9 protein-coding genes are annotated in these 13,952 nt (G+C 46.7%); 2 read left to right on the top strand and 7 right to left on the bottom strand.

Annotation, left to right across the window (positions count from 1 at the left end; translation table 11 throughout):
- Positions 1–127: 127 nt before the first annotated feature.
- Both OXH00_23185 and selA read right to left on the bottom strand, forming a co-directional pair.
- Positions 128–937 carry a formylglycine-generating enzyme family protein gene (locus tag OXH00_23185; protein ID MCY3743930.1) on the bottom strand — a complete coding sequence of 270 codons (810 nt, stop codon included), beginning with the start codon at positions 935–937 and terminating at the stop codon, positions 128–130.
- Complete coding sequence (gene selA, locus OXH00_23180) at positions 934–2,346, bottom strand: L-seryl-tRNA(Sec) selenium transferase (protein MCY3743929.1); 1,413 nt, start codon at positions 2,344–2,346, stop codon at positions 934–936. Before selA ends, OXH00_23185 begins: the two co-directional genes overlap by 4 nt.
- A 293-nt stretch (positions 2,347–2,639) precedes the next feature.
- Here selA and OXH00_23175 point away from each other — a divergent pair, with 293 nt between their 5' ends.
- Both OXH00_23175 and OXH00_23170 read left to right on the top strand, forming a co-directional pair.
- Positions 2,640–4,418: a hypothetical protein gene (locus OXH00_23175; GenBank protein MCY3743928.1), complete on the top strand. Its 1,779-nt coding sequence runs from the start codon at positions 2,640–2,642 to the stop codon at positions 4,416–4,418.
- Positions 4,419–5,081: 663 nt separating this feature from the next.
- Positions 5,082–6,701 carry an MBL fold metallo-hydrolase gene (locus OXH00_23170; GenBank protein ID MCY3743927.1) on the top strand — a complete coding sequence of 540 codons (1,620 nt, stop codon included), beginning with the start codon at positions 5,082–5,084 and terminating at the stop codon, positions 6,699–6,701.
- A gap of 30 nt (positions 6,702–6,731) precedes the next feature.
- Here OXH00_23170 and OXH00_23165 read toward each other — a convergent pair whose 3' ends face one another.
- The 5 genes from OXH00_23165 to OXH00_23145 all read right to left on the bottom strand — a co-directional run bounded on the left by OXH00_23165 (position 6,732) and on the right by OXH00_23145 (position 13,937).
- Positions 6,732–9,428, bottom strand: a complete 2,697-nt coding sequence (locus tag OXH00_23165) for a tetratricopeptide repeat protein (protein ID MCY3743926.1) — start codon at positions 9,426–9,428, stop codon at positions 6,732–6,734.
- A gap of 192 nt (positions 9,429–9,620) precedes the next feature.
- Positions 9,621–10,676, bottom strand: a complete 1,056-nt coding sequence (locus OXH00_23160) for a hypothetical protein (protein MCY3743925.1) — start codon at positions 10,674–10,676, stop codon at positions 9,621–9,623.
- Positions 10,677–10,705: 29 nt separating this feature from the next.
- Positions 10,706–11,392 (bottom strand): hypothetical protein, encoded by a 687-nt coding sequence (locus tag OXH00_23155; GenBank protein MCY3743924.1) that lies wholly within the window; start codon positions 11,390–11,392, stop codon positions 10,706–10,708.
- A 258-nt stretch (positions 11,393–11,650) separates the two neighbouring features.
- Positions 11,651–12,598, bottom strand: coding sequence for a hypothetical protein (locus OXH00_23150; protein ID MCY3743923.1), 948 nt, complete (start codon positions 12,596–12,598; stop codon positions 11,651–11,653).
- A 16-nt stretch (positions 12,599–12,614) separates the two neighbouring features.
- Positions 12,615–13,937, bottom strand: coding sequence for a sigma-70 family RNA polymerase sigma factor (locus tag OXH00_23145; GenBank protein MCY3743922.1), 1,323 nt, complete (start codon positions 13,935–13,937; stop codon positions 12,615–12,617).
- Positions 13,938–13,952 lie beyond the last annotated feature (15 nt).

The raw sequence follows: 13,952 nt of genomic DNA, 5'->3' as shown, positions 1-13,952 counted from the left end.
CTATTCTAAACATTGATGTCTCGTTACAAGTTTGTTATGGATTGTGGTGCCGCCCGACACCAACTAAAAGTTTGTGCTACAAGTGGGAAATATATAACCAGAGATGGTATTATTTTTCCTTTTTCTTCTACGGTATGTCCTTTACACAACGAAAGCCGATGGTACTGCCAGATGAGAGATGGTACCACCGATCTGCGACACGAAGGTCCTCAGGACTCCCGCCCCAGCCGCCACCGCGTAGGATCCGGAAATTTTCGTTATCTGGTGCGATTTCTCTGCCGAAACGCGGATTATTTTCTGGACTCTGACTGTAGAATTCGCCGTTGTATTCGTCGAAACACCATTCCCAGGCATTCCCTACCATGTCGTATAAGTTATAGCCGTTTGGCGGGAAACTGCCGACGGGTGCCGCCCACTTCCATCTATCTGTTCCACCTGTGCCGCCGAAATTCGCGTCTGTATGTGTAATTATATCACCATTCGGGTATAATTTTCCAGTCAGATTTCCGCGTGCGGCGTATTCCCATTCTGCTTCAGTGGGTAACCGTTTATTTGCCCATGCAGCATAGGCGGCAACATCACGCCATTTTACATGGACGACAGGTGTGTCCGGGGCATTGAACCGCGGGTTATGCGACAGTGGTGGTTGAGGGTAGCCTGTACTTTCGACAAATTTTTGGTAACGTGCGTTCGTTACTTCATACTGGTCCATGTAAAATGCGTTGAGGGTAACAGTATGCACCGGTTGTTCGTCACTATCCCCGATCGTGGATCCCATCTGAAACGTACCTGCCGGAATCAAGACCATTGTGGCACCGTCGATCTCAGAAACGATTTCAGTTGCGTGTTCGGTGGTGGGTGAACCTTCATCGCGCTGCGCGCAGGCGGATATACTCACACAGACGATGCAGATGAGAAGGATGTCGGCAATCTTCATGGCATTTTGGCTATTTGTGTCGCGGCTTCAACGATCCACGCCTGTTCTCTTTCATAAACTGTACGGAGATCCAGCCAAAAAAGGCCGTCTTTGATTCTACCGATGATAGGGATTGTGGCGTTTCTGAACTGTGCAGCGAGTGTTTCAGCGGATGTCTCTGAAGGTTCAAGAACAAGCGCGACACTCGGTAGTGTTTCAACTGGAAGCGCACCACTCCCGATCTGACCGTAGGTTTCCGAGATCTGAATGTTGACTGTCTCCACCAAGATGTCTCGGAGTTGCGCTTTAAGTTTTTCTGCGACAGCGTGGAGTGTCTCTATAGGGCGGGTGTAGCGGTTGAGCATCGGAAATTGTTCGGCGGCGGTGGTGCTGTCAATGAGATAGCGTTGCAATGTTGCAGATAGACCGGCAATGATGAGTTTATCGACCCGAAGTGCCCGCATCATCGGGTTTTTACGCATCTTTTCGATCCATTCTGCTTTACCGACGATAATGCCTGCTTGTGGTCCACCGAGCAGCTTGTCGCCGCTGAAGGTAACAATATCGACACCACTTTCGATGCGTTCGCCGACAAGGGGTTCATGGGGAAGTCCATAGGCTGTCATATCAATAAGTGCGCCGCTGCCGAGGTCTTCCATTGTGGGGATGCCTTGCTGTGTACCGAGTTCCGTTATTTCTTCCATTGTCGGGGTTGATGTGAAACCGAGGATTTTGTAGTTGCTCGGATGTACTTTGAGCAATAGTCCTGTGTTCTCATTGATAGCCTCGGCGTAATCTCGGAGATGGGTTCGGTTTGTGGTGCCGACTTCTCGGAGTATCGCACCACTTGCCGCCATAACATCTGGGATACGAAATGCGCCACCGATTTCGATCAGTTCTCCACGTGAGACGATGACCTCTTTACCGCGTGCCACGGTCTGAAGTGCGAGTAGCACAGCAGCAGCGTTGTTATTGACGATCGTGGAAGCCTCACAGCCTGTCAATTGCTGTAGGAGCGGTTCGGTGATCCTGTCCCGATGTCCTCGGCTGCCTGTTTCGATGTCGTATTCAAGGTTAACGTAGTTTTGTGCGGCTTGCTGGATGGCTTCGCAGGCATCGTCGCTTAGCAAAGACCTGCCTAAGTTGGTATGTGTAACCGTGCCTGTTGCATTAACGACGGGACGCATGCGGGGTACTGTTTTCGCCGCAATTTTCTGGAGTGTCCGTTCGGCGTATTCCGTGTGTTCTGGGAGTTGTGTCTGATTTCCGCTGAGGATTTCGTTTCGGATGTCAGCAACAGCATCGCGCAGTGCTTCTGTGACGAGCGGGCGCGTGTAGGTGGTTTGCAAGTCGAGCATCTCCTGTGTGTTCAGGAGTTTTTCGATGGCGGGTAATTGCCGTAAGAGGTCTTTTGCGTGATCGTTGGTCAAAATGGTTTCCGAGGTATAGGGTTTTTAGGAGCATAGTGCTTTTAATACGATAGCATATTATAGGTGGATTGTCAAATACTATCAAAATAATGTTAAAATAAATTTGACATTTACCGTTTTTTGTGTTATTTTAAAATTAGTGAAGTGAAATCTAACCTCGTCGCTTAGATGTCTTATGCATCTCCTCCGGTCCTGATACACTTTCATCGGGAATCCTAAGGGTTAGTAATCTGAGTTTATCGGATTTTTCATAGGATATAGTTTTGTTCTCCTTCATGGAAAAGGAGCATTTCATGCGCAAAACTGAAAATGAACTTGTTTTTCCGTTAGATGATACGCCTCTTGAAGAAATACAACGTGTTAAGCAGTGTCTTGAATCTGCCGGTTTTTCCACTGCGGATCAAGAGTGGCTTGTTCGCGTTTTTAAACACCGCGACTGCTTTGGCGATCCGAGCCGTGAATCTGTATTCAGAAATGAATCTGCTCCGTTTGATGCCGAGTTAAAATCCGGTTTAAAGACTCTGTTAGAAGAATGGACTCAAGGCGAAAAGGACGGCCAAACCCGCCTGATGCTTCTTTTTAGTTCGATGCTTGAGTTTGGACCCGGAGGCATCGGAAGTCTGTCCCCCAATATTGAACTCAAGAAGTCAAAAGATGGATCGGGGGATATCCCTGAATGGATTAGCGCGTTCCAGAAACATGCAAAATTCAGCCCAGAGAGTTTGAAAAAACTGAGTAAAATTAGGTATCCACATAGCACTTCTTTAGATATTAATAAGCTGCTGCCATTTCTCTTTCCAGAAGGGGTACCTTTAGACAAGGTAGTCGATATAAATTTATTAAGCACGATTCGACCAGGCGGCTGGTCTAACAGTGATTTTAATGCTCCAACACAATTTGAACAACTTGAACGGTTTTATCCTTGGTTAATCTGGCGATTTCGGGCAAATGAAGAACGTCGCCAGATAGTCAGGTTAGACACGTTACAGCAAGACTTTTCTGAATTAGCAGATGCTCTTTTAGGCGATAGGATTTTTGGACTCCTAAACGATATTGGTTATGCATTGGGCGTGGCACTTGGCCCTGGGGCTTCTTTGAATGAAGGATGGCAGCATGTAGCAGATGAGTTGCTCCCATTTTTTAAGTTGCTGGATGCAAAGAAGCCTGAGTCAAATCAGGAACGCTCAACTTTGCTCAAAGCGTGGTGGCATTTAGCCACACATATTTTCAGTTGGGGTATGGGAGGGCTGGAACCAAAAGGAAGACTATCAGACGACTTGAAAAATAGGCTCGTTGAGAGTGCATCGGAGCATATCGGCCGCTTGCGACCTGTGCTTAGAGATACACCTGAAGTCTTTGAAGATAAAGATGTTCGCGATTTTTATCAAAAGGCTTTCTATGTACTGCTGGTTTTCGCCGCACCGTGGAAACGCTTGAAACCTTTATTATTAGCTTTCACAGGAATGAAGTCGCAAGCCGTTGCGTCCGATCTTGGATTTTGGAACGAGCCTGACCAAGAAAAACCCCCTCAACCGTATAGTCAAATCCCTTTATGGATTGGTACGTCAATGTACCCGCAGAACCTTAAGGATGAACTGAAGCGAGACATGCCCCTCCAAAAATTACGTGAGGAGTTTGCCAAGTTTTGTCTCGAACGACTGAAAACAAAAAAGGAAAGGAATAAAAAATCTGGTTTCGACAATGAGGATTTTATGGAACCACGTCCAGTGTGGCGGCGGTGTTATGTACAAGCACTGGCTGCATTGCGTGTTAATCCGGGTGGACGAGGACACCGGACACTTTTCTGGCTATTGAACAACGATCCTGATGAAATGGTTAAAGAACTTGCTAAGAAGGCACATAAACGGGTTCGACATCTGGATCGAGATAAACCCAATTTAGACGAAGGTGCATCGCCGCGTAGACCGCTGTTCGAGGCGTTTTGGTGGCTTCGACAGGCGCATCTCATAACGCTTGGCGTAGAAATTGATCAGGCAGGTGCAATGCGTACCCGCCGAAAAGAATTGCACCGGACACGGGAAAAAGATGATCGTTACGAGTGGAAAAGATAGCGTTATCCTAAAGCGATGCCTTCATCGAAAAAGGAAGTAAAAAATGGGAAAAAAGCGTGTTAATAATCGCGGACGGAACACTCAAGGCAATCGCGACAATCATGCTAATCAGCTGAATCCTAACAACGATACCTATTAGAAATCAAGAGGGCATGATAACAAACCTATCGAGAAAATAATGCACCCTCCACAAGGGAAAGATAGGGTTGATAAAGGAAAATCCATAATATTTGTTTATGAGGCAAACCTTTTTGTCAATCATTTCGTTTAATGAATTAAGACATCAAATTTTGTGAATCAATATTCACATTTTTAATTCGTTTCTGTGTTTAATGTTTATAGTAGAGCCCGTAATTATTTGCCCACCTTTTGAAGAGACGGGCAATAATGCAGGTCGCATTTGGGGTTTTTGCAAACGCTGAAATCCAATGCGAAGAAAGTGTTTCTTCAAGTACGCCGCAGAATTGCCCTACTACAAACACTGATCTGGTAAGGAATAAGTGTATAATTAATTTCAAAACCTACTATAATAAATTTTGATGCTATGTACACACTATGAAGGACTTAAGTGCCTCACTCTTAAGTGTACTATGGCAGCTTCTTCAGGACTTTGCAGATGGATACCAATATCCTTTGTAAGGTCATTATGCGATAGGAGTGAATATGATCTTCCAACCTCTCGGAGGTGCCAGTGAAGTTGGTGCTTCCTCCGCGTTAAGTAACATTGATGGATATCCAATTCTTGTAGATGCGGGTATCCGAATGAATCATGAGCATACGAACGGATCACCGTTGCCTGATTTTTCGGTGTTTGATAAGGTAGGCATGCCTGATGCAGTCCTCCTGACACACGCGCATACCGATCATACGGGTGCATTGCCTGACTTGCACAAGTGGCTACCGGCAGATGTGAAAATATATTGCACGGAAGCAACGAAGGCGATTATAGAAGTCTTATTAAAAGACAGTATAAAGATAATGCATCAAAAGGAAGAACAGACGGGTGAGGCCCCGCGGTATACGCCTGGCGATGTCGCTGCAGTATTGAAACGTATAGAAACTGTGCCATGGTCAGACCCCGTAGAGATCTGTCCAAGTGTGATAGCCCGGTGGACTCGCGCGGGGCACATCTTAGGTGCAGCGATGATTTACATTGAGGGAAAGTCTGAAACTCTCTTGATGACAGGTGATGTGTCTGTTACCAAACAGTTGACTATTCCGAGTGTAGATGTGCCTGCGTGGTGTTGTAAACCTGACGTGATGGTGATAGAGTCAACTTATGGTAATCGTCCGCACAAATTTAACCGCCGCGAAGAAGAGAAAAGACTCGCTGCGGCTGTAGCCAACACGGTTATTAAAGAAGAAGCTATAGTGTTAATCCCCGTCTTTGCTATCGGACGATCTCAGGAAGTCATCTTGATTCTGAAGCAGGCAATGGAAAGCGAACAAATCCCTAAGTTTCCTGTTTACGTTGATGGGATGGTCCGAGATGTTAATGCAATATACTCTGGATTTGCCGATGAGCTTCAACGTCCCTTGAGGCGTAAAGCGGAACAAGGTGAGTCTCTTTTTTATTCCGATGTGATAGAAGAGGTGCCACGCAATTATAAACCCGAAGATGTTTTAGCAGGGGGACCTTGTTGCATTGTGGCATCTTCAGGTATGTTGAACGGTGGTAAGTCAATCGTCTATGCGAAACAATTAGTCGCAAATCCAAGAAACCTGATTGCAATTACCGGGTATCAAGCTGAAGGCACTCCGGGACGCGCGTTAGAGGATTTAAGAGAGCGAAAAAACTCAGAAGACCGAGTGTGGTTTTTAGACGGTGAACGCTTTGATGTCAAATGCCGAGTGGAACGTTATTCGCTTTCAGCACATGCGGACAAAAATGAATTGATTGATTTGGTTCGCAAAGTAAGACCGCGTGAAAAACTGTTTCTTGTGCACGGTGTTACAGAAGCACGCAGAGCGTTATTTGGATCTGCCCGCAAACAGTTGGAAGTAAGTGTGAAACTTCCTGAAAACGGCGGGACCTATTTAATAAAAAAGCGGCTCGGTATTGCCAGCGGTAGGAGACACACTATGGAGAGAATCCTCTCTGAAGTCCACGCGCACCTCCTAAAGATGCGAAACAAAGGCCCATTCCACGTCCGGGAATTAGCCGCGTTCTGGTTCGGCAGTGAAGCAATCACGGCAGTAGTGGTCAAGTTCGTTGAATGGTGTTTGTCTTTGGATCGGGAGTTTTTCAGGCGTGGCTCTGACGATTTGTTTTACCTACGTTAATATGAGTTTCAAAATTATTGAAGTGCAAATTTATTTTTCAGATTTGGTGTAACTATTGGTGTGTTCGTGAATCCGTTGGCGTTCGCGGTTGACATTCGGATCGGCGCGGCGGGGGATGCCGGTGATTGCATCGACGGATTCGTCTGCTTTAAAACGTAAGTAGAGTTTCTGTGATTTCGCGGCGAGCGATGGGTTCTTGAGGGCGCGGTAACAACGCATCATGTTGTAGTGTGCGTCCAAATCTTCTGGGTCAACGGTGAGCGTTTTCTGGAATTCGGTTAACGCTGTTTCGTATTCGCGTTTTAGGAAGTGCATACGTCCGAGTTGGTTTCGGACACGGGTGTCGCGCGGAAATTGCGCGGCGGCGTGTTGGAGATGCTCAATCGCTGTGTCATAGTTGCCGTGTGTCTCCTGAACGAGCGCGTAAAAGTAGTGAACCTTCGCTCGATGGGGGCTTTCAGCTGACAAGGTCTTCTGAATTTCAAACGCTTTCTCAAGCATCGCTTCGGCACCCTGCATATCACCTTCTTCAATTCTGACTCTTGCCACATTGACCCACCCGTCGAGGTATCCCGGTTCGATCTCCGTTACCTTCAGGAATGCGGTTTCGGCGGCTTTCAGATCGCCTTGTAGGAGGAGTCCGATGCCGTAGTCGTTCCAGCGTTCACGTGTGTTTTCTGCTACTTCAGTGGACGGGAACCCAGGGACTGTGCCTACTACTTTTAGGGTTGCTGTAGCAGATGCCATCTCTGTAATCGGTAGATTTGGGATCGCCTTAATCTTTCCGGCGACATCTGAAGTATCACCTGTCCAGACCCATTTGCCATCATCGTAGCCTTTATCTACTTGGAAGTCGGTATCTTCTGGGTCGCGTACGCCTGCATAAGCCCATTGTGTATGCCACCAGTTGAATTTGCGGTAATTGAGTTTCGCTTTGATGGTGAGAATATCTCCGCAATCGGACGGGATTTCGAGTCTGTAGCGGACGGTATCAGCAGCACCGGGTGGGATTGTGTTTGAATAGAGGACTGTTCGCAGTGCCCAAGCGTTCCGTTTATTAATCAGGTTACCGTGTGCATCAAGCATATAGCCGCGGTAAAAATGCGCGCTCGGATCAACGGGACCGTTTCCATCAGGTGCAGCAATCCTGCCGTTCCAGAAGACGATCTTTCCGTTTTCATCAGTGGCTTTCACTTCCAACCAGATGTCGAACGCGTCAATCGTGCCAGTGGGGAAACGGTGTCCGACGCCGCGTGTACGCACCACAACATCGACCCGCGTGTTTTCATTTCGTGCAACTTCAACGCCATTGCTGGGGATCGGGGCACCATCTGCGAATAGGTCTAACGTTATCACTTCATCCTGCAAGAAATCTGTCACGGCTTTGAGTTGGTCTGGATGTTGGTTGACGAATGGAAGTGCCGTGTTCGCTGCGGGGAAACGGTGGTTGTGAACCTTGCCGTTGATATTTGCGGCATCTGTGGAATCGACAAGCGGCATGTGACAATCGACACACTTTTTCGCCGTTTCAGGATAGTAAAAAGACAACGCGCCTTGGTGGGAGACACCACTTTTCTGCCACTGATCGTAGTCGTTGAAACCGCGCACCCATCGGAAATTGTTGACCGGTTCATCGAGGTGCACTTTATGACACGTTGAACAGAATTCGGCGGTGTTTTGACGATGGAACGGTTTCAGGAAACTTTTTTTGTGCGGTTCTGGGTCGAGTCGGATGAGGTAGTTGTGCAGATTCCGAATGATCGGGTTATCACTGGCAGCGATGTCGTGGAGTGGTGGATATTTAATCACATATCCACTGTTACCCATCGTATCTTTGACGCGTTCGATGGAGTGGCACGCTGTGCAAGCGAGTCCGGCTTGTGCGGCAGGTGTATGAAGATTCTCGCGGATAGGTTTGTCCATTACACCGTTGAGTAGAATCGCTGGGTCGTGGCAGCCGCCACACCACTTAGACGGCTGGATGCCGTTGACCTCCTGCATATAGATAATCGACTTACGATACCATTGGTTGTTGAAAGAGGAGAAGTGATGGGCGGATTCGTTCCACTGCTGATAGATGTCTGGGTGGCACCCTTTTGCGGCACAGGTTTCTGATGTGAGAAAGAAATCGGTCGGGATTAAGGCACCTGTTTCTGTTTCGACGGATGCGGGGAAAAAATGACCGGTTGTGCCACCGCCTTCTTCGTACATGCTCGTAGGTGGGAGCGCAGGGTTTTCGACGAGATACCTTTCATTCGGGAGGTAGTGTTGCGCGAGTTTCGCGCCAATAGGGAAAATAACGACAATAGCCAGTACGCCTACTGTTATTTTTCGCAACAGTGGCGTGAGAAGTTCGGTACTTCTTAGTAGGTAAATGCAGAAAAGGAGGCACCCCGCGCTTACACTGACAATGTGTGTGATGAGAAGCCACCGGTAGGGGGTTGTCGCACCGACGATCATCAGATAGACACCAGTGATGATACCAACGGTTATCCCGATACCCCCCAATTGTCCGAGTGTTGCGGTGCTTTGCTTCTGAATATGGGCTTGCGAGCGGTGTCCTAAATGCTTATAGACATAGATGCAGAACGGGAGTATCAGGACGATACCGAGTCCAATGTGGAGTAGGACGTTGAAGATATAAAAGAGCGTCGGTTCGCCGAAGCTGAACAGGTACGCGCTGTTGAGTAGTAGAATAAGAAAGGTAGCTAAAGAGAGTTTCCGCATTTTTAAACTGTTAGTGAATTGAACGATTAATAATACATATTTGATCGGCGTGCTCGCAAAGCGCGCCTACCAGGGGAGATCTACACCTTTCTATATTGTATCACATTTTTCTATGAACTGCTATGCAAATATAAATGGCGAGGTTGGGTAACCTCGCCAGTGAGAGAGTTTAGGTCAATCTTGTTGGATCAATTATCGGTCTTTGATGAGTCTTATACCTTTGAAGTGTATTTCATCGTACCATTGGCGAAATTCTTCTGGGGACAATTTCTTGTCTTCCGTACCTACCTGAATCGTGGCGTTGTCGGGGAGGTCAACGGTGAATACTTCAAGTGGTATCTCGTGATTCACTATGAAGTTCTGTGTCTCTATGATAGCCCGGTTGATGAGGTGTTCCTCGCCATCGGCATCGATCCAGAATGTTTCTGCAATTCCATTTGTGACAAACCATGCGTCTTCACCGTATAGTCCATAGGAGAGTCTAATGCGTCTGACAGCGGGTGTGCCTTTCTTGATCTGCCCATCTGCGGAGTCTGCCGCACTTAGAAAGCGGTTTTCATATTGCAAATAGCGCAGACCCAACTCAGGCGAAACCCAAATTCTTTCAAAACTACCGCCTTGTTGGTCTGGCTGTTTTGCTTCGAGGACATAACACGGGAAACCGTTGAAAAACTCGGATTTTAGGATACGGAAGTTTTGTTCTTTCAGATAGGTCGGTAAGGCCCGTCCATCAATGCTGTGGAGCCATCGCCTTGGATCCACCCAGTCTCTTGAGGCATCTAATTTGATCTCTGTTTGGCTTTTTAATGGCAAATTTTCGGCTTGCAAACTACGCCGAAAAAAATAGTTCGGTTCCTCTGTTTTAGTGTATGTTATCTCTAAAGTGCCGCTTGGCGATGAAATAAGCGTTACTCTCGGCGTTTGCGTATTATTGGAGAAGCCTTCTTTAAAGTCCATGCGTGTATGCCATGGATCGAACGTGAGACGTGCCTTCCAAGTGCGATAGGCATCAGGCGTTCCGGGTTGTCTAAAGACATATAGACATTCACCCTCGCCGGATAGCGCGGCTCCGTCATAATTCCGCATGCCGAGTAGAATCATATTAAAATCGTTTTCAGCATCTATGGCGTTCTGTGGTAAGACAGGCAGTGAATCTTTTTGTTGTGCGAATGCGGTCGTGAAACACACGAAGGAAACAAGACCGAAAATTACGTAATGCATCGTCTTGGAGTTCAATAAAAGAAACATTGTTTTCTCCTAATCTCTCTTAAGGACGTTTATTGAAATGTTCCGTTATAAGTAACCTGCATCGGTAGCGGTTCTGTTAGTTCGGAGATCCATCCCCCGGGGAGTAGCGGATTATCTCCGCCTGTTACCTTCAAATATGAGACATAGCGTGGAATTTTCTGACGGGACGCTTCGTGGAAAAGCCGCTTTATCTCTGCCCATGTCTCGTCGCGCCAAGCGGCGAGTTCGGGTGATTTTTTTTCTATTCCATCCGTACTTGTCAAATCGGTGTAGAGTTCCACAGCTTTGGTTAGGTTCGTGTGGATTGCTTCCTCAAGCACAGGGATTTTCTCTTTGATTTCAGCGAGCGTTAACCCGAAGAAACGTTCCTCTTCGGACACAGCACCAGTTTCAGTTTCTACATCAGCGGATAGAGTGCTTTCTTCGGTCTGTACTTCCACCTCGGAAAATTGTGTATCTACTGGGGTAAAGTTTCCAAAGTCTGTCGGGGTATCGGAATCCGCGGAGTCAGAAACAATCTCTGGTTCATTTGCATCCTCGGCTGCTTGAACTTTCAGTTTTGCTGAAGGTTGAGACTTAACGCTCCGTTCTGGTGTAACAGTTTTGTATATCTTTATTGTTTCTTGCGGCTGATTTGCCTTGTGGATTAGAATACCGAGGAGTATCGCCACACCGCAGAGTAAAACACCACCCCAAAATAGTTTCGATTTAAACATGATAAACGCGCCTTAGTGTTGGACAGATGACATAAATAAATTCTGTGTTGGTCGTAGGATTTATGTCTGGATGGGAGCTGCGGTTATTTTATTCAACAACTCCGGCAAAGTCAAGAAGTATTTGGCTATCAGTCGTCAGCAGTCGGCTATCAGTTTTGGCATTTGGTTAGTAGAATCAGGGTTCACGGGGTTAGAGAGTTATAGGCATTGCTTGATTGATAGTTATCTGTTATAGCGTTGCTGAAACAATCAGATTTCCTACTGTTTCCCGTACCGCTTGAAGAATTCTGCCTTTGACAATTTCTGTTTTTCACGATTCACTTTAATCATTGCATCGTCAGGAATATCAACGGTAAACGTTTCCGGTGATATGTCGTGATTGATTTTGAAATTCTTTATATCCAGTTTCTGTCCGGAAATTATAGGATCCTGTGGCTTAAAGTCGACCCAAGCGTATTCATCAAAAACTACTTTAGGGAACCATATCTCTCCGTATTGCTGATAAGAGATTGTTGTTTGAAAGACGGTGAGTGCCTCCATCGGCACCTCGCTGTCAAGTGCATCTACTGGGCGAGGGAATTGACTTTCGTGTTTTAGGTATCGGAATCCTTGATCGGGTGCGATCCAAATCTTTTCGGTGCTATCTCCATCTTTTGCCTCCAAAACATAACAGAGACTATCGTTGAAAACCTCGCGGCCTATGATCTGGAAGTTTTTACTTTCAAGGTGGGTTGCTAAATTTTTGCTTCTCAAGGTGAGCCACCGTCTCGGATCCACATCATGCCAAGGATTGATGAGTCGTGGAGATTCTTCTGTGTTAAAGGAGTAGTCGGGTTTTCTGTTTTTGTGAGGAACTATCTCCCATCTTCCATTCGGCGTAAGAATAGTCGTTTTTCCGTGTGAATGGAAAGGTGTTTCTTCCGAATCGAAACGTGTCTTTTCCGTATTGAAGGCAATGGTACCGGTAATAATAGCGGTGTCAGAATCGACGAACGGAGGTACGCCAAGTGTATAAACGACTTCCCCTTCACCGGATTTGAGCAAGGCGTCATGATGTTTGATAGCTGCTAAAAGTGCTTTGAGGTCAAGTTCATCTTCTGCTATATTTTGCTGCCGTGTTTCCTGTGCAAGTGCTGTTGTGAGACCTACGAAAAACACAATGCAGAGAATTGGGAAACGATATGATTTCAGATTTAAAAACGACACTGTTTTTCTCCTTGGTTCAGTTTTCATTTTCGGTGCTCTTAGTCCTGTCTTCCTGATCAGATTCATTGAATGTTACATCGGGGGTGACCCGCATCGGGAGGGGTTCCATCAGTGCATAGATCCATCCGCCGGGGAGTACCGGATCTTTCTCCACACCTGTCACTCTTAAATAAGACCTATATCTCAGAATTTTTCCGGTGTTAGCGACATCGTGGAACAGTCGTTGCACCTCTTTCCAAGTTTCGTCGCGCCATGTGGCAATTCGGGAGGACATACCTGCTGTTCCATCTGTGTTTCGTAGTTGGGTGTAGAGTGCCGAGGCTTTGATGAGATTCGTCCGGATTTCTTTCTCAAGATCGGGGATTTCCGCTTCAATTTCAGCGAGCGTTAACCCAAAGAACCGTTTTTCGGATTGTGGAATGCTTGGGGTTTCAGCATCAACAGACGTGCTTGTCCGGTTGTTCTTATTAGGGACAATGGTCTTTCCAAACTGGTTTCGCAGTGCCAATTTCGCATCAATATCAAGGACAATAGGTGCATCGACGATTTCAATCGTTGGTTCAAATTCTGCCTCGAAACTGTACGGTTTCTGATAGTGAGCGAGGTATTGATTCCCCACGCCGAGTCCCAATATAATTAGAACAGCGGCTGTGCCGAGAGCCGCCCATGGCACCAAAGGTTTCCCAACGGGTGTTGGGGGTGTCGGTTTTATGTTGGCAACTTGTTGGGCGATGTTCTCCATAAGGTTAACAGGTAGTTGGACGCTACCGAGCATCTCCTGAATCAAGAGTTCTTCTCTCTCCTGTAGACGCGCTCGCGCGCGGCGCAGCCGACTATTAATCGTATTCGCTGAGACACCTAAAAATTTGCTAATTTCCTTTATGGTCATTTCACCGAGATAATGGAGAGTTACTACTGTGCGTTCACTTTCTGGTAGTTTCTGCAGAAGTTTTTTGACGATTTCGTGGTGATGCTCGGTAGTTTCTATTTCCCGTCGCTCGGATACATAACGTTTGTAAGAAGCGTTCTCTATCTCTGCCATAGATGTCCCCTCCAGTGATTGCGTCGGAAGTTTCTTCTTTTGGAGCCACCTGTTGCAGAGGTTAGTCGCAATGACATAAAGCCACCCTGCAAACTGATTGGGATTTCTCAAGGTCGCGAGTTTCTTATATGCCTGAAGAAAAGTATCTTGGGTAATTTCTTCGGCGAAGTGAAAGTCACCAATCTTGCGCCACGCAAGCGCGTGAACGCTCTTTTGATACTTCCCGACTAAGGTCGTGAATGCTTCGTCGTCGCCTAACAAGATACTATGAATCAGTTGCACATCGTCCTTTTCCATCAGGGTTCTCCATCA

The sequence above is a fragment of the Candidatus Poribacteria bacterium genome (assembly GCA_026706025.1).
In the GTDB taxonomy this organism is placed as follows: Bacteria; Poribacteria; WGA-4E; order WGA-4E; family WGA-3G; genus WGA-3G.
Note: the sequence above shows the minus strand (reverse complement) of the source record. Positions and strands in the feature narration are given on the sequence as shown.